Genomic DNA, 19,245 nt, shown 5'->3' on the forward strand with positions numbered 1-19,245 from the left:
CTTACGCCGCAATGGCGTTCATGATCGCCGGAACGGACAGTTCCGCCAGCGGGATCTCCGCCACCTGTTTACGATCGCGCATGATGATCACCCGATCGGCATAGCCCACCAGTTCCTCCAGTTCAGAGGAGATGACCAGCAGCGCCAGCCCGTCCGCACACAGCGTTTCGATCAGGCGGATGATCTCCGCATGCGCCCCAACGTCGATGCCGCGTGTCGGTTCATCCAGAATCAGGAACTGCGGTTTGGTCAGCAACCAGCGCGACAGCAACACTTTTTGCTGATTGCCGCCGGAGAGAAATTCAATCGGCTGTTCCGCACTGGGGGTACGAATGCCCAACTGGCGGATAAAACGCTCGGCAATCTCCTGCTGTTCTCTGCGGGAAATCGGCCGCAGCCAGCCCCGCTGCGCCTGTAGCGCCAGAATGATATTTTCCCGTACCGATGCGGCGGCAATAATGCCGTCCGTTTTCCTGTCTTCCGGGCAAAAGCCGATCCCAAGGCATGAAGCCTGATGCGGCGATCGCAGGGTTTGCGGTTTACCTTTGATCATCGCACTGCCGCTGTCGGCCGGTTTGATGCCGAAGATCACCTCTGCGGTTTCGGTACGCCCCGATCCCAACAGTCCTGCCAGACCGACGATCTCGCCGGGGCGGACTTCCAGGCTGAACGGCGAGATGGTGCCTTTCCTGCCGTAATCTTTAAAGGCAGCCACCGGTTTATCGCTCAGCAAGGTGCGCCCCGCCCGCTGTAGCGCATGGGTCTCCAGTTCGCGCCCCAGCATCATTTTCACCAGTTCGATCTGTGGAAGCTCGCGGGTTTCGCGGCAACCGACAAAGCTGCCGTTGCGTAACACGGTGATCCGATCGCTCACCTGATAAACCTGATCGAGAAAGTGCGTAACAAAAATCAGGCTGACGCCGCGATCGCGCAGATGGCGCATCAGGCCAAACAGCATCTCAACTTCCTGGGTGTCGAGGCTGGCGGTGGGTTCGTCGAGGATCAGGACTTTCGCGGAGAGATCGATGGCCCGGCAGATAGCGACAATCTGCTGCATTGCAACGGAAAAGCGATTGAGCGGCTCACGCACATCCAGCGAAAAGCCGTAAGAGGCCATCAATTCTGTGGCGCGTTTCTCCATTTCTTTGCGCCGCAGCAGGCCAAAACGCCGGGGCTCACGACCGATAAACAGGTTATCCGCCACCGACATATTGGGCAGAAGGTTAACCTCCTGGTAGACGGTTCCGATCCCCAGTTGCTGGGCATGCGCGGTATTCTTCGGTGAAATCGCCTGGCCTTCCAGCCAGATAGTGCCGCGATCGGCATGGTATACGCCGGTTAATGCTTTAATCAGCGTTGATTTTCCCGCCCCGTTTTCCCCGAGCAGCGCCATGATTTCGCCCCGGCGCAGGCTAAAATCGACGTTATCCAGCGCCTTAACGCCGGGAAAGAATTTACTGAGTCCCTCGGTACGGAGGATTTCCTGATTTTGGTCGATGGTCATGGCATTCCTCCGGTTCGAAAGCACGGCCTTTCCGTAGGCCCGATAAGCGCAGCGCCATCAGGCAATAAATGCCGGATGGCGGCGTAACGCCTTATCCGGCCTACAGAAGACCAACAGCAAAATCAGTAGCCCATGTTTTTCTTCTTCTCTAACTCTTCTTTTGCGGTGTCAGGCAGGTACAGCGTCGATTTGGTGATGGTCAGCTTCTCAGGCATCGTGCCGTCTTTTTTGTATTTCTCCAGCGCATCGAAAGCGGGCCCGGCCATGTTCGGCGTCAGTTCAACGCTGGCATTGGCTTCGCCATCAATCATCGCTTTATAGATATCCGGCACGCCGTCGATAGAGCCCGTCAGAATATCTTTGCCCGGCTTCAGGCCCGCTTCTTTAATCGCCTGGATCGCGCCGATCACCATGTCGTCGTTATGGGCGTAAACCATGCAGATGTTTTTGCCGTTGTTTTCCGCTTTGATAAAGCTCTCCATCACCTCTTTCCCTTTACTACGGGTAAAGTCGCCAGACTGAGAGCGGATGATTTTGATGTTTGGCGCTTTGGCGATGGCTTCGGCAAACCCTTTCTTACGGTCGATCGCCACGCTGGCCCCAACGGTGCCTTGCAGCTCAACAACGTTACACGGCTTGCCATCCACCTCTTTTACCAGCCAGTCGCCGATCAATCTGCCTTCCAGCACGTTGTCGGCGGTGACGGTGGTCATATAGAGCGATTTGTCTTTAACATCAATGGAGCGGTCGAGCAGAAAGACCGGAATTTCCGCATCTTTGGCTTCTTTTAAGACCGGTTCCCAGCCTGTCGCGACCACTGGCGCAATAAAGATGGCGTCCACGCCCTGAGCGACAAATGAGCGTACGGCTTTAATCTGGTTTTCCTGTTTTTGCTGACCGTCGGCAATTTTCAGCGTGATGCCGCGTTTTTCGGCCTCGCTCTTCGCCACGTTGGTTTCGGCGGCGCGCCAGCCGGACTCAGAGCCGACCTGCGAAAATCCTACGGTTAAGGGGGCGGCCATTGCCATAGACGACATGGCTGCCGAAACTGCTGTGACTAAAAGTAAGCGCTTCCACATAATGATGTCCTCGTAGCCCAGGTTATTGTTGGGTGAAAAGCATTCGCGAGGAAAACTATAGACAATAGGTGATGTAACGGATTGCGTTACATCACACTTCAAAAAAGTAAATAAAAGGTTAATCACAACTTTGTAATCGCTTTCATTCGCCTATGAAAAAAGCAGCTGTTGTTATGGATTTTCCTGTCACGTAAACCGTCTGAAAATCGCAGCCGGAGGGGAAAGAAGACGAAAACAAGCGGAGACTTTCAGCGCGAGTTGGCTATAATACTCGCCACTTGTTTGCCATATATATTTAAAGGAAACAGACATGAGCTTACTCAACGTCCCTGCGGGTAAAGATCTGCCGGAAGATATCTACGTTGTTATTGAGATCCCGGCTAACGCAGATCCGATCAAATACGAAGTTGACAAAGAGAGCGGCGCACTGTTCGTTGACCGCTTCATGTCCACCGCGATGTTCTATCCGTGCAACTACGGCTACATCAACAACACCCTGTCTCTGGATGGCGATCCGGTAGACGTTCTGGTTCCGACGCCGTATCCGCTGCAACCGGGTGCTGTGATCCGTTGCCGTCCGGTTGGCGTTCTGAAAATGACCGACGAATCCGGTGAAGATGCGAAGCTGGTTGCCGTACCGCACACCAAACTGAGTAAAGAATACGATCACATCAACGACGTGAACGACCTGCCGGAGCTGCTGAAAGCGCAGATCACGCACTTCTTCGAGCACTACAAAGACCTCGAAAAAGGCAAATGGGTGAAAGTTGACGGCTGGGACAACGCTGAAGCGGCTAAAGCTGAGATCGTTGCTTCCTTCGAGCGCGCAGCGAAGAAATAAGTTCGTTTTCGCGTTAAGGCCAACGTCACTATTGGAGATCCTCATTTATTGAGGGTCTTTTTTTTATCCATCCTAAGCCACCTCCAGTGGCGGTGGTGAAGGACGCAGCGCCATCAGGCATCCGCAGCATGATTATGGCACCACATAAAACAACGCCACCCGAAGGTGGCGTGTTTTTTTATCAGCACTGGTCTCTGTCTAACCAGTTACCGCTTTCAATCAGCGTTAACCCTTCGACCGGACGTTGGTACACATACATCCATGCGCTTCCGTACGGTGTCTGGATTAACTGGCGTGCATATTCGCCGCCCCTGGTGCGCAAGGCATCAAGTTCGGCCAGCGTGGCGTTATCAATACGATAAACTTCACCGTGTACCGATCCGTTTCCCGGAACTGCGCCTGGATAGTGGCCCAGGCTATACAACTGGTAGTTATCAATACTGTAATCGCCCAGCAACTGGGCGTTGGTCATCCAGTGGCTGTTGCCCTGTTTGCGTCGTAAACTGCCGTAAACAAATATTCGCATTGCTAAAACTCGAACTGATAGAGCAAATCAAGTGCCTGATCTACGCCAGACACTGCTTCCAGATATAGCTTAGGCATCAGGCGATAACGTAACGTGAGCGTCGCCAAAGAGTCAAATATACCCACACCATATTTCACTTGCAGACCTGGCAGCACATATCCGCTGACCACAACCTGGGATGAGTCGCCCACCCCTTGCGTGTCCAGCGCCAGATTGCTTACGCCAAATGTCTCCCCGATTTTACCCACAACCTGACCACTTTGTGCAACCCCCAGACCAACAAGCATTGAGGTCATCGCCGCACTGTCGCTCTGATCGCTCTCCAGCCCCTGGCCGCGCAGCAGGTAAGACAGCGCCTCCTGCTGGGACATCGCCGGATCGGAGAAGATTTCCGCTTTCGGCTCATCCGCAGTGCCGGTCACGCGCACCCCGGCAATGACGTCGTTCTCCGTCGATTCAGGATTACGAATCGCCTCGATGTTGAGCAATGGCTGATCCGGCGGGCCAGAGAACAGCAGTTCCCCCTTACGCACGATCAGATCCTGACCATACGCATGGAAGCGCCCGTCAGGAATATTGATCTGCCCGTTAAGCCCCAGTCCCTGTTTATCCTGCGCAACTTTCAGGTCGCCGGTCAGACGCGCTTTCAGGCCAAACGCATCCATGCGGACGTTGTTCCCTACGTGGACAATCAGATTGCTGTTGATCGGAATCGACGCGCTCTGCGGATTTTCAGGCTGTAGATCGTTATTGAGCATGACTTCATCACTGGAGACGCCTACCGCGCTTTCCGGCAGTTCATGCACCACGATACGCGCCCACGGCACATCCACGCGTCCATCCAGCGTGAACAGGCTCGGCGTCGCCTCAAAGACCACATCCGGGGAAACATCCAGCCGCACCATCGGCGGCACGGTGATACGCACGCGGCTGCCTTTCGCCGCCACGCGGGCGCGCCAGTTATCTATCTGGCTCCAGTCAGCGTCGCCACTCAGATTAATTTGCCCCTGCTGCGTGCGCACCACGCCTTGCAGAGTTGAACGCGTACCGTTGAAATTCATCGCCAGTTGGCTTGGCTGCATATCAAACGGCATAAAGTTGCCATCCACATCCAGGCCGCTCAGCTGTAGCTGACCAAACATCTGTGGGCTTTGCACATCGCCCCCCAGACGCAGGTTTGCGTTCAACATGCCCGCCGCTTTTTCGCCGCGCGAGAAGACAGGGTTGACCATCGCCAGGTTGAAGTTGCGGATATTGACGTTACCGCCAATATTACGCCGCCCTTGCGGGTCGGTTATCTGTACCTGCCCGTCGAACTGGCCGTTATTGGTCAGACGGATCATCCAGCCTAACTGCGCCCGGTTATTGTGCAGATCGGCATTCAGGTTCAGCGTGTCGAAAGCCACCGGTAACGGCGCGTCATTGACCCGTTGCGTTACCTTCACGTTACGACCCGACAGCGTGACCTGCCCTTGCGGCAGCCCCTCTTTGGTGGTGTCCCACGCGACATCCGCTTTTCCGCTAAAGACGCCGCTGGCCTGCGTGGCGTCCGGCATAAACGGCTTCAGCATCGCCAGATCGAAACGGTTGAGATTCACTACCGCCCGTCCTTCTGCCCCGGCATCGATCGTTTGCGGTACGCACAGCTCCGCATTCGGGTTCGTCCAGCAGTGCGGCCCGATGCTGATTTTCTGTTCCTGGTTACGGTAATCCAGCGCAATGGCGTGCGTCAGCGACCACGGCCCCACCGGCGTCTGGAAGCGCGTATTGCTGAGCGTGCCTTTCCAGCGCGCTTCTTTACGGTCAAAACTGCCCGCAAGCGCAAGCTGCCCGGAGACCGGCTCGCCCTGAATCCGCAGTTGCAGTTCATGCTGCTTTTCGCTGCCTTTGGCATTCAGGGTGACGAGGTTGATATTGACGTCCGGCTGCGTAATCCGCTCAACGCGAACGTCAAGATTCCCGGCGATCTGGTCGGTGGATTTGATGTCCCCTTCCACACGCACCTGCGCCACCGACAGCTCCTGCCAGCGTAATCCGCGCGCGTTGATATCCGCCAGCAGCTGCGGCGCATCGACCGTACCACGGACTTTCACCAGCCCTTTGGCGGTACCGCCCAGCCCCGGCAGCGCGTTATCCAGATTCGGCGCATCAATCGTGGCGTCGAGATTGAGATCCTTAATGCCCAGTTCGCCTTTCACATCGGCGCTATTGCGTCCCAGCTCCAGATGCAGACCCGGAATGACCCACTGCATGTAGCTGTTACCCTTCAGAGAGCCGTTAACATTGACCTTGTTCTGCTTCACGTTACCGGTCAGTTTCAGCTCAGGCACATCCATCTGCCAGCTGCCGCCATAGAGGCTTCCCCGGGTTTTGATCAGGCCATTAAGCGTAGAAGGCCAGTCCGGGATCTCTTTCGCCGTGTTGATGCCGTCCAGCGTCAGTTCGCCGCGCCAGCTGATCGCCTGCTGCCAGTCGACCAGCGCTTTCAGCTCGGTTTTCCCTTCCAGCGCCGCCACGGTGAGCTTATCGAGATTGATCTGCTGTTCGTTGCCTTTTGCATCCAGGGTAATGGTGGCGGGCGGAATGTCCTGCCCCTTCACCGCCGTGCGCATCGACAACGTGTAGTCGGTCATCTTGCCGGTAAGTTTGAGTTTGATATCGTCGGCCTGGAACTGCTTGTCGCCGGTAAACGGCCAGTAAACCTGGCGGCTTGCCACTTCAACGTTCAGCGGCAACCCGGCCTCGGCGAGACGCGTCTGGGCGCGCAGATCCATATCCACCGGCCCGGAGAGGTTAACGCCGATCTCCAGCTGTTCACGCAGCGCGCCGCCTACCTTCAGCTTCACCTTTTCGCCTTTCAGCGGATCGATATTCAGCGTGCTGTTGAGGGTGATATCCACCGGCCACGAGTTGGTCAACTGCGCCGTTCCGGTCGCATTGACGGTGCCCTGGTTGGCGTCGATATCCAGCGCATCCAGTTTCATATTGCCGTCGATGCTGCTGACTTTCAGCAGCATGTTGCGCACCATCAGGTCAGTATCGCCCGTCACGCGCAGCTGTTCGCCCTTGAACTCCTCAATATTAAGGTTGAGCGGCAGATGCACATCGGCCATCTCCGGCAACACGGGCTTTGAGAACAGATCCTTCAGCGTCTCGCCAAGCGGCTTTTCATCCGGTTGGGGATGGTCAATCTTCGGTTCAACCACCTCTTCCTGCGCCACTTCCGCCACTTTTGGCAACGCGATTAGCAGCCCCTGTAGCGAAGTGGGCTTCAGAGTCAGGGTTTTCTCCTGCCAGTTAAGGCCGGAGGTGAAATCCATCACCGAGACGGTCGTATCATCAATTTTGAGATTGATATTGCTGAGCGCCACGCGTGAAAGCGTGATGGGATACGGCGTGGAAAGATTCAGCGGCCCGCTGTCCTCTTCTTCCTCCACCGGTTCGGAAGGCGGCATTTTTTTGCTGTCGATGGCGACGTTGATGTCCTTCAACGACAGATCGTTAACACACAGGCTGCTGTCCCACAGGCAGCCGAGTTTCACCGCCAGGTGGATTTCACCGGCATTCACCGCCACGCCGGGCTGATCGTAACGAATATTTTTCAGCGACAGGTCACGCCAGCCGCCAGTTACCTGACCGATCTCCAGCCCCGGCACCCAGCGGTTCGCCGCGTTAAAGACCAGATGCAGCCCCGTCGTGGTGCCCACCAGGAACGCCACGGTTCCCAGCAGCAGCAGAATAAAAATCAGTACGCCGAGGCTTATTTTCTTCCATAAACTCATAATTCAGGCCCCAGACCGATGTAAAACTGTAAACCGTGTTCGTCTTTGTCACCAACCGGCACGGCAAAATCGAGCTTGATCGGCCCGACCGGAGACTGCCAACGCACGCCAACCCCGGCGCCGGTTTTAACGTCGCTCTTACGGATATCGCTGACGGCTTCGCCGCTGTCGACGAACATCGCCCCCCACCATTTTCCGGTCACGTTGTACTGGTATTCCAGCGAGCCCGTCACCAGCTTCGACGCCCCTTTCAGGTTGCCGTCGCTGTCTTCCGGCGAGATAGATTTGTATTTATAACCGCGAATACTGCGATCGCCACCAGCGAAGAAACGCAAATCCGGCGGCACTTTGTCGAAATCGCCGGTCTCAATCCAGCCCAGGTTGCCGCGCATCACGAAGCGATGGCGATCGTACAGCGAGCGAATCCAGACGTTTTGCGCCTGAAATACCGAGAAATCCACGTCCGAACCCCAGGCGGTGTTCGAGTAATCGATGGAGTAACGCTGGGAATCCCCCCACGTCGGCATCAGGCCGCCGCGCGATCGGGTACGGCTGATCATCACGCCCGGATAGAGCAGCATGGTGGTGTTGGTGACGTTACCCTGCGTAAAGTGATCGAGGCTCCAGCGCAGATTGATGGCGCGCTGCCAGCCGCTGGAAAGGTCCCAGTAGCGGGAAACGGCAAGCGTGGAGGAGTCCGCTTCGGTGTCGTTGAGATCGGTGCGCTTAATCCCCCCCTGAACCAGATAGTATTGTTCCAGCGGGTTCTTTAAGAGCGGCATTTTATAGCTGAAATCGACCTGCTGCTCCGGGGCGGAGATACTGGCGCTGGTGGTCAGGCTGTGGCCGTAGGAGTTCATCCACGGTTTTTTCCACGTCGCCTTCACACGCGGCCCGACGTCGGTAGAGTAGCCGACGCCCGTTTCAATGGTGTTTTCAGTACGTGGCGACATGACGCCGTGCAGCGGTAATACTTTGGTTTCGCGCGCTTTATCAAATTCAGGCGCGACGACGACCGAGTTAAACCAGCCGGTGGCCGACAGACGGCGGTTCAGTTCCGCCAGGTCTTTCGACTGGTAGTAATCTCCCTCTTTGAACGGGATCAGGTTTTGCAGATACTCGTCGCGAATCTGCGAACCTTCGAAAGTGACCTGGCCAAAGCGATAGCGCTCACCGCTGTTGTAATCGATGTCCCAGAACGCCTGGTGACGATCGAGCGACACGCCTAACTGGCTTTTATTAAATTCACTGTCGAAATAGCCTTTACGTAGCGCCACGCTGGTTAATGACTTTTTGAAGCCGTCATAGTCGCCATGATTCAGCACGGTTCCGATGGCCGGACGCGTTTTCAGCAAATCCAGATAATCCCTGTCGGTACGCGCGCCGCCGCGTAAAATCACTTCTGTTCCGCCGATGCGAACCGGTTCGCCTGGCGTCACTTTGGCGAGCAAGACCTGACGCCCCTTCTCCGGCGGCGGGCGCAGCTCAAAATCAATGGTCGGCTCGTAGTAGCCCAGCGCTTTTAACCCTTCGCGGATGGCATCATCAACGCGCGCGCGAAAACGCCGGTCCGGCGTCACTTCATCACTTTGAATCGTAGACAACTGCGCACGAACGTTTTTTTCCAGTTCACCCGATAACCCCTCGACCTGTAAACGGACGTTTTCGGCTACGGCAGAACCGCTTAAGCACAGTAAGCTAACCCAGCATAACTGACGGATATATGGCACGTTTTCTCCTGAATATCCCTTATTCCCACCCCTGGAAGGAAATCACAATGCCGCTCCACGGCTTAACAAAAACCCAACAACCGGGATTGAAAAACAGACGACAACCCAAATATTTCTTATGTTTACTCTAGACGCATTCACTGTAACTATTGTGTGCAAAGACGCGTCTCGTTACAACCTTAACCCCAATTACTGATTTCGGGAGAATGGCCCATGAGTTTATTTGATAAAAAGCATCTTGTTTCACAAGCAGATGCCCTACCTGGACGCAATACCCCGATGCCAGTGGCAACTTTACATGCGGTAAACGGACACTCAATGACAAACGTGCCCGAAGGGATGGAAATTGCCCTCTTCGCCATGGGTTGCTTCTGGGGCGTCGAGCGTTTGTTCTGGCAATTACCCGGCGTTTACAGCACCGCAGCGGGATACACCGGTGGCTATACGCCAAACCCAACCTACCGGGAAGTCTGCTCCGGACAAACCGGCCACGCCGAAGCGGTACGCGTCGTCTACGATCCGCAGGTTATCAGCTATGAACAATTGTTGCAGGTCTTCTGGGAAAATCACGATCCGGCGCAAGGTATGCAGCAGGGCAACGATCACGGAACGCAGTACCGCTCGGCGATTTATCCGTTAACGCCAGAGCAGAACGCCGCCGCACATGCCAGCCTGGCGCGTTTCCAGAGCGCGATGACTGCGGCAAACGACGATCGCCACATCACCACCGAGATCAACACCGCCACCCCGTTTTACTATGCCGAGGACGATCACCAGCAGTATCTGCACAAGAATCCGTATGGCTATTGCGGCATTGGCGGGATCGGCGTGTGCTTACCGCCGCAAGGTTAATTCAGCGCCTCTGGCGGCTTTACAGTTCCTTACGCTATACTAGCGACTGAAATTGCCGGCCCACATCCTTCGGGCCGGTTTTCAATGTGTATATCACACGGATTTATCAACTTCCCCTTCCGAGGATCTGACCTGAACGGTCGGATAAGATATGTTAAACAGTATTTTAATTATACTCTGCCTGATCGCTGTGAGTGCGTTCTTCTCGATATCCGAGATCTCGCTTGCCGCTTCACGAAAGATAAAACTCAAGTTGCTGGCTGATGAAGGCAACATCAATGCGCAACGCATCCTGAAAATGCAGGAAAACCCCGGGACGTTTTTTACCGTGGTGCAAATTGGCCTTAACGCTGTCGCCATTCTGGGCGGTATCGTCGGCGATGCCGCATTCTCTCCGGCCTTTCATTCGTTGTTCTCGAACTATATGTCGCCAGAACTCTCCGAGCAGTTAAGCTTCGTGCTCTCCTTCTCGTTAGTTACCGGTATGTTCATCCTGTTCGCCGATTTAACCCCGAAACGCATCGGTATGATTGCGCCAGAAGCCGTGGCTTTGCGTATCATCAACCCGATGCGCTTCTGCCTGTTCGTTTTCCGCCCCTTAGTGTGGTTCTTCAACGGCCTGGCAAACAGCATTTTCCGCCTGTTTAAAATCCCGATGGTGCGTAAAGACGATATCACCTCGGACGATATTTACGCCGTCGTGGAAGCCGGGGCGCTTGCTGGCGTGCTGCGTAAGCAGGAACACGAGCTGATTGAAAACGTGTTTGAGCTGGAATCGCGTACCGTGCCGTCTTCCATGACGTCGCGTGAAAACATCATCTGGTTCGATCTGCACGAAGATGAGCAAAGCCTGAAAAATAAAGTCGCGGAGCATCCGCACTCAAAATTCCTGGTGTGTAATGAAGATATCGATCACATCATCGGCTACGTTGATTCTAAAGATCTGCTCAACCGCGTTCTGGCAAACCAGAGTATGGCGCTTAACAGCGGCGTGCAGATCCGCAACACATTAATCGTGCCGGACACCCTGACCCTCTCTGAAGCGCTGGAAAGCTTTAAGACGGCGGGGGAAGACTTCGCGGTGATCATGAACGAATACGCGCTGGTGGTCGGGATTATCACGCTGAACGACGTGATGACCACGCTGATGGGCGACCTGGTCGGTCAGGGTCTGGAAGAACAAATCGTGGCGCGCGATGAAAACTCCTGGCTGATCGACGGCGGAACGCCGATTGACGACGTCATGCGCGTGCTGGATATCGACGAGTTCCCGCAGTCCGGCAACTACGAGACCATCGGCGGCTTTATGATGTTTATGCTGCGTAAAATCCCGAAACGCACCGACTCGGTGAAGTTCTCGGGCTATAAATTTGAGGTGGTGGATATCGACAACTACCGTATCGATCAGCTACTGGTAACGCGCCTCGACACCAAAACCAGCATCCTGGTCCCTAAACTGCCGGATAGCAAAGAGAAAGAAGAAGGCCCGGCATAAATGCCCGGCCCTGGAAACATCAACGGCTCCCATTGGGAGCCGTTTTTTTATACTACTTTAAACTACTGCATAGCACTTTGGTTAAGCCATCTCAGTTTGCAGACGCAGAACCTGACGGTTAACTTCGGACATCACAGACAAATGCTGCTTATCCTTCACTTTTGGGATAAGAATCTTGCCCTTATCAAACTCAAAAGCGCCAACGTCCTTGATATATAACCGTCCACGGAACAGGATCTTCACGTACTTCGCCACCTGTAGCGGGTTGTACCGTTGGAAAATTTTCATTGTTATCTCCTGCTGAGCGTTACGCCTTTGCGGTGCCACATTCGGCCCAGCTGTTCTAAGGCGCAAATTTTAATGCCATATGACTATAGACTATCTCTACGATGTTTCCAGTGTGTATAAGTTTATTTACCTTTTCATTACAGTTATTCAGAATTATCTATTCACCGATTCGCTGTCTTCAGTATAAGTCTTCATTTTTCGCAGGATTTGTGCGCCCGTCCGCAAACTGGCATCACGCTTGCGGGAAAAAGCATCATTCGCACATATGATTAAACCTCAGACCCAAGTGGTCGGATCACCTGCAAAAAATAAAGAAGGAAACCCCATGACCTTACGTAAACTGCTGGCGCTGTCGTGCCTGTTACTGCCGATGATGGCCTCCGCGCATAACTTTGAAACCCATCAGCGCGTATCACCGATTGGGATCACCGATCGCGGCGAACTGATTCTTGATAACAACAAGTTTAGCTACAAAAGCTGGAATAGCGCGCAGCTCCCCGGGAAAGTTCGGGTGTTGCAGCACATCGCCGGACGAACGTCAGCGAAAGAGAAAAACGCCGCGCTGATAGAAGCGATTAAATCCGCTAATCTCCCGCATGACCGCTACCAGACGACCACTATCGTCAACACCGACGACGCGATTCCGGGCACCAGCATGTTTGTGCGCAGCAGCATCGAGAGCAATAAAAAACTCTATCCGTGGTCACAATTTATTGTCGACAGCAATGGCGTGGCGCGTAAGGCATGGCAGCTTGAAGAAGAGAGCTCCGCCATTGTGGTGCTCGATAAAGACGGGCGTATTCAGTATGCCAAAGACGGCGGGTTAAGCCCGGCAGAGGTGCAGCAGGTGATCGCCCTGCTGCATAAGTTGCTGAATAATTAATAGATAGAGACCCGGAAGCCGGGGTTAAGGAACGATTCACGCGGGGTATAGTCCAGGGGTTTCCCCTGCCAGTTGTGAACGTGCGCCCCGGCCGCAGCGGCAACGGCATGGCCTGCGGCAGTGTCCCAGACGCAGGTCGGCCCAAAGCGCGGATACAGCTGCGCCTGCCCTTCCGCCACCAGACAAAACTTCAGCGATGAGCCGATGGAGGTCGTCTGATGCTCGCCCAGCTGTTGCAGGTACTCTTGCAGCTCGTTGTCGGCATGGGAGCGGCTAATCACCACCAGCGGCGGTCGCGCGTCGCGCACCTGAATCTGTTTACGCACGCCGCACTCTTCTTTCCAGGCTTTTCCTTCCGCAGCGCTGTACATCACTTTCATGACGGGCGCGTAGACCACGCCCAGAACCGGTTTACCTTTATCAATCAGCGCAATATTGACGGTAAACTCGCCGTTACGTTTGATGAACTCTTTGGTGCCGTCTAACGGGTCAACCAGCCAGTAGCGCTGCCAGTGCTGGCGCACATCCCAGGAGGGCGGATCTTCTTCCGACAAAACCGGGATATCCGGCGTCAGCGCCTGTAACCCTTCCAGTATCACCGCGTGGGCGGCAATATCCGCCGCAGTAACCGGAGAATCATCCTGCTTGTTGGTGATTTCAATCGGTTTGATTCCATCGTAGACCTGCATAATGGCATCGCCCGCATTCCGTGCAAGCTGGCATACATGTTCTAGCATTCTCCACCTCGTTTATGGCAGTGGCGTTTAACTCTTTGTTTTACTTATACCCCATCGTAAATGAATCCGCCATCTGTGATAGCGATTGCGGTTTTAATGGCTGAATTCATGTCATGATTCACAGTTCTGTAAGCAACAAGACTTATATACATTTTCTTTTGTGTTTCAGATCTAAAAAAGGATGCCCCTGATGATTAAGTTTAGCGCAACGCTCCTGGCCACGCTGATCGCCGCCAGCGTGAATGCGGCGACCGTCGATCTTCGGATTATGGAAACCACTGATTTGCATAGCAACATGATGGATTTCGATTATTACAAAGATACAGCGACCGAAAAATTCGGACTGGTACGCACAGCAAGTTTAATTAACGCCGCCAGAAATGAAGTCAAAAATAGCGTGCTGGTCGATAACGGCGATCTTATTCAGGGGAGTCCGCTGGGCGATTACATGGCGGCAAAGGGGCTGAAAGCTGGTGATATTCACCCTGTCTACAAGGCGTTGAATACGCTGGATTATGCGGTCGGCAACCTCGGTAACCATGAATTTAACTACGGTCTGGACTATCTGCATAAGGCGCTGGCGGGCGCGAAGTTCCCTTACGTGAATGCCAATATCATCGACGTTAAGACCAAAAAGCCGCTGTTTACGCCTTATCTGATCAAAGAGACTGACGTGGTCGATAAAGAGGGCAACACGCAGACGCTGAAAATTGGCTATATCGGTTTTGTCCCTCCGCAGATTATGACCTGGGATAAAGCCAACCTGAGCGGCAAAGTCACCGTCAACGACATTACCGAAACCGCTCGTCAGTATGTGCCGGAGATGCGCGCCAACGGCGCCGACGTTGTGGTGGTGATTGCCCACTCCGGGCTTTCTGCCGATCCGTACCAGACAATGGCGGAAAACTCCGTGTATTACCTGAGCGAAGTCCCCGGCGTTGACGCCATCATGTTCGGCCATGCGCACGCGGTCTTCCCTTCCAAAGATTTTGCCGATATCAACGGCGCGGATATCGCAAAAGGTACGCTTAACGGGGTACCGGCGGTCATGCCGGGTATGTGGGGCGATCATCTGGGCGTGGTGGATCTGGTGCTCAACAACGACAGCGGCAAATGGCAGGTGACCGATGCGAAAGCCGAAGCGCGGCCCATTTACGATGCCGCCGCGAAAAAATCGCTGGCCGCAGAAGATAAAAAACTGGTGGGTATCCTGAAAGCCGACCACGATGCCACCCGCGAGTTTGTTAGCAAACCGATCGGTAAGTCCGCCGATAACATGTACAGCTACCTGGCGCTGGTGCAGGACGATCCTACCGTGCAGGTGGTGAACAACGCGCAGAAAGCGTATGTCGAACACTTTATTCAGGGCGACCCGGACCTGGCGAAACTGCCGGTGCTCTCTGCCGCTGCGCCGTTTAAAGTCGGTGGACGTAAAAACGATCCTGCCAGCTTTGTTGAAGTGGAAAAAGGTCAGCTTACCTTCCGCAACGCCGCCGATCTTTACCTCTATCCGAATATGCTGGTCGTCGTAAAAGCCAGCGGCAAAGAGGTAAAAGAGTGGCTGGAATGTTCCGCCGGGCAGTTCAATCAGATTGATGTCCACAGCAGTAAACCGCAGTCATTGATCAACTGGGACAGTTTTCGCACCTATAACTTTGATGTGATTGACGGCGTGGAGTATCAGATTGATGTGTCGCAGCCTGCGCGCTACGACGGCGAATGCCAGACGGTGAATCCGCAAGCGGAACGTATTAAAAATCTGACCTTCAACGGCAAGCCTGTCGATCCGAACGCCATGTTCCTGGTCGCGACCAATAACTATCGCGCCTACGGCGGCAAATTTGCCGGTACGGGCGACAGCCACATCGCTTTTGCATCACCGGATGAGAACCGCTCCGTGCTGGCGGCGTGGATTGGCGCGGAGTCGAAGCGTGCGGGGGAAATCCACCCGGCGGCGGACAACAACTGGCGTCTGGCGCCAGTTCACAGCGACACGAAACTGGATATCCGCTTCGAAACCTCGCCGTCCGACAAGGCTGCCGCGTTTATCAAAGAGAAGGGACAATATCCGATGAATAAAGTCGCTACCGATGACATCGGCTTTGCGATTTATCAGCTGGATTTGAGTAAGTAAAACCACGCCGGGTGGCGGCTTCGCCTTACCCGGCCTATGCGATCGACACGCCGTAGGCCGGATAAGCGCAGCACCATCCGGCAAGCCGTTATGCCGCTCGCTCTTTCCGCTGTGCCAGCACCTGCGGCAAATTGAGCTCGATCCAGTCCGCCAGCGCGGCGACCTTCTCACTCACCTGTTCACCCAGCGTCGTCAGACTGTACTCCACATGCGGCGGCACCACCGGGTACGACACACGATGAATAAATCCATCCTGCTCCAGCGCCTGTAATGACTGCGCCAGCATTTTTTCACTCACGCCGCCCATCTTGCGGCGTAAATCGCTGAAGCGGTGCGTTCCATCACGCAACGCCACGAGAATTAATACGCCCCAGCGGCTGGTGACATGCTTTAACACCTCGCGAGAAGGACACTGCTCGGCAAACAAATTGCCATCGCGAAGCTGCTGAGAAAGCGTCGGGTTCGTCATCTTTACACTTACCTTTTTGTACGTACTTACTAAAAGTAAGTTTAAGTGCTAGCTTAATGAAACACAAGACGAACACAGGGAGATCCCCCATGATTGCAATTACCGGCGCGACCGGCCAACTGGGCCAACACGTTATCGATACCTTACTGAAAACCGTTCCTGCCAGCCAGATTGCGGCGATTGTCCGTAACCCCGCGAAAGCTGACGCGCTAACCCGACTGGGCGTTACCGTACGCCAGGCGGACTACAGCGACGAAGCCGCGTTCACGGCAGCGTTGCAGGGCATCGACAGATTGCTACTGATCTCATCAAGCGAAGTCGGGCAACGTGCCGCTCAGCACCGCAACGTGATTAACGCGGCAATAGCCGCAAACGTGAAATTCATTGCCTATACCAGCCTGCTGCACGCAGACCGTTCCCCGCTGGGCCTGCATGTTGAACATGTGGAAACCGAAAAAATGCTGGCGGATTCAGGCATTCCTTACGCCCTGCTGCGCAACGGCTGGTACACCGAAAATTACCTGGCGAGCGCGCCAGCGGCCCTGGAGCACGGCGTCTTTATCGGCGCGGCCGGAGAAGGCAAAATCGCCTCTGCAACCCGTGCCGATTACGCTGCCGCAGCCGCTCGCGTCATCAGCGAAGAAGGCCATGCCGGTAAAGTGTATGAACTGGCAGGCGACGAAGGCTGGACGCTGAGCCAGTTAGCCGCCGAACTGGCAAAACAGAGCGGGAAAAAGGTCGTCTATCAGAACCTGAATGAAGCCGATTTCGCCGCCGCGCTGAAAGGCGTGGGCCTGCCAGCGGGTCTGGCGGATATGCTGGCTGATTCTGACGCGGGTGCCGCAAAAGGCGGCCTGTTTGACGACAGCCATACTCTGAGCGCACTGATCGGTCGCCCGACAACCTCGCTGGCGGAAAGCGTCAAAAGCATCCTGTAAGTGTTAAAAACAGGTTAATTGTTGTGGCATCCCTGCTGGCCATCTCTGATAATGAACAGATGGCTTTCAGGGAGAGACAACGTGCAAGGCGTACCCGAACAGTTTAGCGATGAGAAAGACAGCGCCCGCTTTCGCCATCTGGCGCAGGTGCCGGGGGTTGAGCTGTATCATGCGCATATCTCGCGTTACGCTTTCGAGCCTCATACCCACGAAGCCTTCGGTATCGGCGCGATTGAAGCCGGCGCCGAACGCTTTCGCTATCGCGGCACGCAGTACGTTGCCCCCGTTCACTCCGTTGTCACCATGAATCCCGATGAGCTGCATACCGGCGAAGCGGAAACCGCCGACGGCTGGCGCTATCGGATGATTTATCTCGATCCCGATCTGCTGGAAGAAGTGACCGGGGTTCGTCACTGGTGGTTTCATGAGGTCACGCGCCACGATCCGCTGCGCTCACGCCAGATCTGCACGCTGATCCACGGCCTGTGGCATACCGACGATCCGCTGGCGCAAAAAGGGCTGCTGCTCGATCTGATCGACACCTTCCAGCCGCTGGCGCGCCATGCGCCGGAAGTGCGGGAAGGCGGACATCGCTTTGAGCGCGTGCGGGACTACCTGCACGACAACTACATGCATCCGGTCACGCTTGACGAACTGGCGCGGGTCGCCTCATTAAGCCCCTGGCATTTTCAGCGTCAGTTCAAGGCCCATTTCCACGTTACGCCGCACCAAATGCTGATGGCGATCCGTCTGTGGCGGGCAAAGGCGTTTCTCACGCTCGGGATGCCCGCAGCGGATGTGGCGGCCGCCACCGGGCTAACCGATCAATCTCATCTCACGCGCGCCTTTACCCATCGCTACGGCATTACGCCAGTGCGTTATCAAAAACAGGTTTATCCGCGCTAATGCGCAATCTCATACAATACTGGCGCATTTCTCCTGCCTACACTTTTCGCAATGTGAAACGATGTGGATATCAACGATGATTAGCGGCGTGTTGTATGCCCTGCTGGCAGGGTTAATGTGGGGACTGATTTTTGTCGGACCGTTGATCGTACCGGAGTATCCGGCGGTATTGCAGTCGATGGGGCGCTATCTGGCGCTGGGGTTAATTGCTGTGCCCCTGGCGTGGTTGGGGCGTGCGCGCCTGCGCCAGTTGACGCGCAAAGACTGGATAACCGCACTCGCGCTGACGATGATGGGCAATCTGATCTATTACGTCTGCCTGGCGAGCGCTATCCAGCGCACGGGAGCCCCCGTTTCTACCATGATCATCGGCACGTTGCCGGTGGTGATCCCGGTGTTTGCCAACCTGCTCTACAGCCAGCGAGATGGTAAGTTATCCTGGCGGCGTCTGGCGCCTGCGCTGGCGCTCATCGGCGTTGGCCTGCTGTGCGTCAATATTGCGGAGCTGAATCAGGGGCTGCCGGAGTTTAGCGGCTGGCGCTACGGTTCAGGTATCGCGCTGGCGCTGGTTTCCGTTGTGTGCTGGGCATGGTACGCGTTACGTAATGCCCGCTGGCTGCGGGAAAACCCGGATAAACATCCGATGATGTGGGCAACAGCACAGGCGCTAGTGACGCTTCCCGTTTCGCTGTTGGGTTATGTCGCGGCCTGCATCTGGTTGGGTAAGCAGATGCCCGGCTTTCCTCTCCCCTTTGGCCCCCGGCCTGATGTCTTTGTCGCCCTGATGGTCGCCATTGCCGTGCTCTGTTCATGGGTGGGGGCGCTATGCTGGAACGTCGCCAGTCAAAAGCTGCCGACGGTGATTCTGGGGCCCTTGATCGTGTTCGAAACACTGGCTGGCCTGTTGTACACCTTTATACTGCGCGAGGAATTTCCACCGCTGCTGACGGTAAGCGGCATTGCGCTGCTGATTGTTGGGGTGGTGATAGCCGTCAGAGCCAGGCCGCAGAAACCCGGCGTCGTCGTGGTTTCACAGTCATAATGTGCCGGATGGCGCTGCGCTAATCCGGCCTACAAGATA

General features: G+C 55.2%; 16 protein-coding genes. 8 read left to right on the top strand and 8 right to left on the bottom strand.

What is annotated here, in order from left to right; translation table 11 throughout:
* Position 1 precedes the first annotated feature (1 nt).
* Positions 2-1,504, bottom strand: coding sequence for a galactofuranose ABC transporter, ATP-binding protein YtfR (ytfR, locus tag OGX81_RS02765; RefSeq protein WP_058668471.1), 1,503 nt, complete (start codon positions 1,502-1,504; stop codon positions 2-4).
* Between the two features lie 122 nt (positions 1,505-1,626).
* Entirely contained in the window at positions 1,627-2,583 is a 957-nt protein-coding gene (gene ytfQ / locus OGX81_RS02770) for a galactofuranose ABC transporter substrate-binding protein YtfQ (RefSeq protein ID WP_012134381.1), read from the bottom strand.
* Positions 2,584-2,893: 310 nt separating this feature from the next.
* Between ytfQ and ppa the strand changes: the two genes are divergently transcribed.
* Entirely contained in the window at positions 2,894-3,424 is a 531-nt protein-coding gene (gene ppa / locus OGX81_RS02775) for an inorganic diphosphatase (protein ID WP_012134382.1), read from the top strand.
* A gap of 181 nt (positions 3,425-3,605) precedes the next feature.
* Here ppa and OGX81_RS02780 read toward each other — a convergent pair whose 3' ends face one another.
* Genes OGX81_RS02780 through tamA form a run of 3 tightly spaced genes read right to left on the bottom strand, consistent with a single transcriptional unit; the run spans position 3,606 to position 9,462 of the window.
* Positions 3,606-3,950 carry a gamma-glutamylcyclotransferase family protein gene (locus OGX81_RS02780; RefSeq protein WP_012134386.1) on the bottom strand — a complete coding sequence of 115 codons (345 nt, stop codon included), beginning with the start codon at positions 3,948-3,950 and terminating at the stop codon, positions 3,606-3,608.
* Positions 3,951-3,952: 2 nt separating this feature from the next.
* Positions 3,953-7,732, bottom strand: a complete 3,780-nt coding sequence (gene tamB, locus OGX81_RS02785; protein WP_104867855.1) for an autotransporter assembly complex protein TamB — start codon at positions 7,730-7,732, stop codon at positions 3,953-3,955.
* Positions 7,729-9,462 (bottom strand): autotransporter assembly complex protein TamA, encoded by a 1,734-nt coding sequence (tamA, locus tag OGX81_RS02790; protein WP_104867856.1) that lies wholly within the window; start codon positions 9,460-9,462, stop codon positions 7,729-7,731. Before tamA ends, tamB begins: the two co-directional genes overlap by 4 nt.
* A gap of 213 nt (positions 9,463-9,675) precedes the next feature.
* On the opposite strand from tamA, the gene msrA reads away from it, so the two are divergent.
* Positions 9,676-10,314, top strand: coding sequence for a peptide-methionine (S)-S-oxide reductase MsrA (msrA, locus tag OGX81_RS02795; RefSeq protein ID WP_024130782.1), 639 nt, complete (start codon positions 9,676-9,678; stop codon positions 10,312-10,314).
* A 151-nt stretch (positions 10,315-10,465) separates the two neighbouring features.
* On the top strand, positions 10,466-11,809 hold the full coding sequence (paeA, locus tag OGX81_RS02800) for a polyamine export protein PaeA (RefSeq protein ID WP_012134390.1): 1,344 nt from the start codon (positions 10,466-10,468) through the stop codon (positions 11,807-11,809).
* Positions 11,810-11,890: 81 nt separating this feature from the next.
* Here paeA and OGX81_RS02805 read toward each other — a convergent pair whose 3' ends face one another.
* Positions 11,891-12,097 (bottom strand): DUF1107 domain-containing protein, encoded by a 207-nt coding sequence (locus OGX81_RS02805; protein ID WP_004857160.1) that lies wholly within the window; start codon positions 12,095-12,097, stop codon positions 11,891-11,893.
* Between the two features lie 325 nt (positions 12,098-12,422).
* On the opposite strand from OGX81_RS02805, the gene OGX81_RS02810 reads away from it, so the two are divergent.
* Positions 12,423-12,980 carry a YtfJ family protein gene (locus OGX81_RS02810; protein ID WP_049010956.1) on the top strand — a complete coding sequence of 186 codons (558 nt, stop codon included), beginning with the start codon at positions 12,423-12,425 and terminating at the stop codon, positions 12,978-12,980.
* On the opposite strand, the gene cysQ is transcribed toward OGX81_RS02810, so the two are convergent.
* On the bottom strand, positions 12,977-13,717 hold the full coding sequence (gene cysQ / locus OGX81_RS02815) for a 3'(2'),5'-bisphosphate nucleotidase CysQ (protein ID WP_049010955.1): 741 nt from the start codon (positions 13,715-13,717) through the stop codon (positions 12,977-12,979). The genes OGX81_RS02810 and cysQ overlap by 4 nt on opposite strands.
* Positions 13,718-13,907: 190 nt before the next feature.
* Between cysQ and OGX81_RS02820 the strand changes: the two genes are divergently transcribed.
* A complete protein-coding gene (locus tag OGX81_RS02820; RefSeq protein ID WP_286487523.1) occupies positions 13,908-15,851 on the top strand; it encodes a bifunctional 2',3'-cyclic-nucleotide 2'-phosphodiesterase/3'-nucleotidase in 1,944 nt (647 codons plus the stop codon).
* 88 nt (positions 15,852-15,939) lie between these two features.
* Here the strand turns inward: OGX81_RS02820 and OGX81_RS02825 are convergent, their stop codons facing one another.
* Positions 15,940-16,320 (bottom strand): winged helix-turn-helix transcriptional regulator, encoded by a 381-nt coding sequence (locus tag OGX81_RS02825; RefSeq protein ID WP_012134394.1) that lies wholly within the window; start codon positions 16,318-16,320, stop codon positions 15,940-15,942.
* A gap of 89 nt (positions 16,321-16,409) precedes the next feature.
* Between OGX81_RS02825 and OGX81_RS02830 the strand changes: the two genes are divergently transcribed.
* The 3 genes from OGX81_RS02830 (at position 16,410) to OGX81_RS02840 (ending at position 19,206) form a co-directional block, all read left to right on the top strand.
* Positions 16,410-17,258 (top strand): SDR family oxidoreductase, encoded by an 849-nt coding sequence (locus OGX81_RS02830; RefSeq protein ID WP_058668468.1) that lies wholly within the window; start codon positions 16,410-16,412, stop codon positions 17,256-17,258.
* 81 nt (positions 17,259-17,339) lie between these two features.
* The gene (locus OGX81_RS02835) at positions 17,340-18,164 is read left to right on the top strand and encodes an AraC family transcriptional regulator (RefSeq protein WP_047459432.1); all 825 of its coding nucleotides are present in this window, start codon (positions 17,340-17,342) and stop codon (positions 18,162-18,164) included.
* Between the two features lie 76 nt (positions 18,165-18,240).
* Complete coding sequence (locus tag OGX81_RS02840; protein WP_058668467.1) at positions 18,241-19,206, top strand: DMT family transporter; 966 nt, start codon at positions 18,241-18,243, stop codon at positions 19,204-19,206.
* Positions 19,207-19,245: the final 39 nt, after the last annotated feature.

Source organism: Citrobacter sp. CK206 (genome assembly GCF_030333125.1).
Lineage (GTDB): Bacteria > Pseudomonadota > Gammaproteobacteria > Enterobacterales > Enterobacteriaceae > Citrobacter_B > Citrobacter_B koseri.

What these genes read in the sequence shown, in the direction of transcription:
- paeA (WP_012134390.1), top strand. Translation starts at nt 10,466, where the DNA reads ATGTTAAACAGTATTTTAATTATACTCTGCCTGATCGCTGTGAGTGCG.
- OGX81_RS02820 (WP_286487523.1), top strand. Translation starts at nt 13,908, where the DNA reads ATGATTAAGTTTAGCGCAACGCTCCTGGCCACGCTGATCGCCGCCAGC.
- ppa (WP_012134382.1), top strand. Translation starts at nt 2,894, where the DNA reads ATGAGCTTACTCAACGTCCCTGCGGGTAAAGATCTGCCGGAAGATATC.
- OGX81_RS02825 (WP_012134394.1), bottom strand. Translation starts at nt 16,320, where the DNA reads ATGACGAACCCGACGCTTTCTCAGCAGCTTCGCGATGGCAATTTGTTT.
- cysQ (WP_049010955.1), bottom strand. Translation starts at nt 13,717, where the DNA reads ATGCTAGAACATGTATGCCAGCTTGCACGGAATGCGGGCGATGCCATT.
- ytfQ (WP_012134381.1), bottom strand. Translation starts at nt 2,583, where the DNA reads ATGTGGAAGCGCTTACTTTTAGTCACAGCAGTTTCGGCAGCCATGTCG.
- OGX81_RS02780 (WP_012134386.1), bottom strand. Translation starts at nt 3,950, where the DNA reads ATGCGAATATTTGTTTACGGCAGTTTACGACGCAAACAGGGCAACAGC.
- OGX81_RS02810 (WP_049010956.1), top strand. Translation starts at nt 12,423, where the DNA reads ATGACCTTACGTAAACTGCTGGCGCTGTCGTGCCTGTTACTGCCGATG.
- OGX81_RS02830 (WP_058668468.1), top strand. Translation starts at nt 16,410, where the DNA reads ATGATTGCAATTACCGGCGCGACCGGCCAACTGGGCCAACACGTTATC.
- OGX81_RS02805 (WP_004857160.1), bottom strand. Translation starts at nt 12,097, where the DNA reads ATGAAAATTTTCCAACGGTACAACCCGCTACAGGTGGCGAAGTACGTG.
- OGX81_RS02840 (WP_058668467.1), top strand. Translation starts at nt 18,241, where the DNA reads ATGATTAGCGGCGTGTTGTATGCCCTGCTGGCAGGGTTAATGTGGGGA.
- msrA (WP_024130782.1), top strand. Translation starts at nt 9,676, where the DNA reads ATGAGTTTATTTGATAAAAAGCATCTTGTTTCACAAGCAGATGCCCTA.
- tamB (WP_104867855.1), bottom strand. Translation starts at nt 7,732, where the DNA reads ATGAGTTTATGGAAGAAAATAAGCCTCGGCGTACTGATTTTTATTCTG.
- ytfR (WP_058668471.1), bottom strand. Translation starts at nt 1,504, where the DNA reads ATGACCATCGACCAAAATCAGGAAATCCTCCGTACCGAGGGACTCAGT.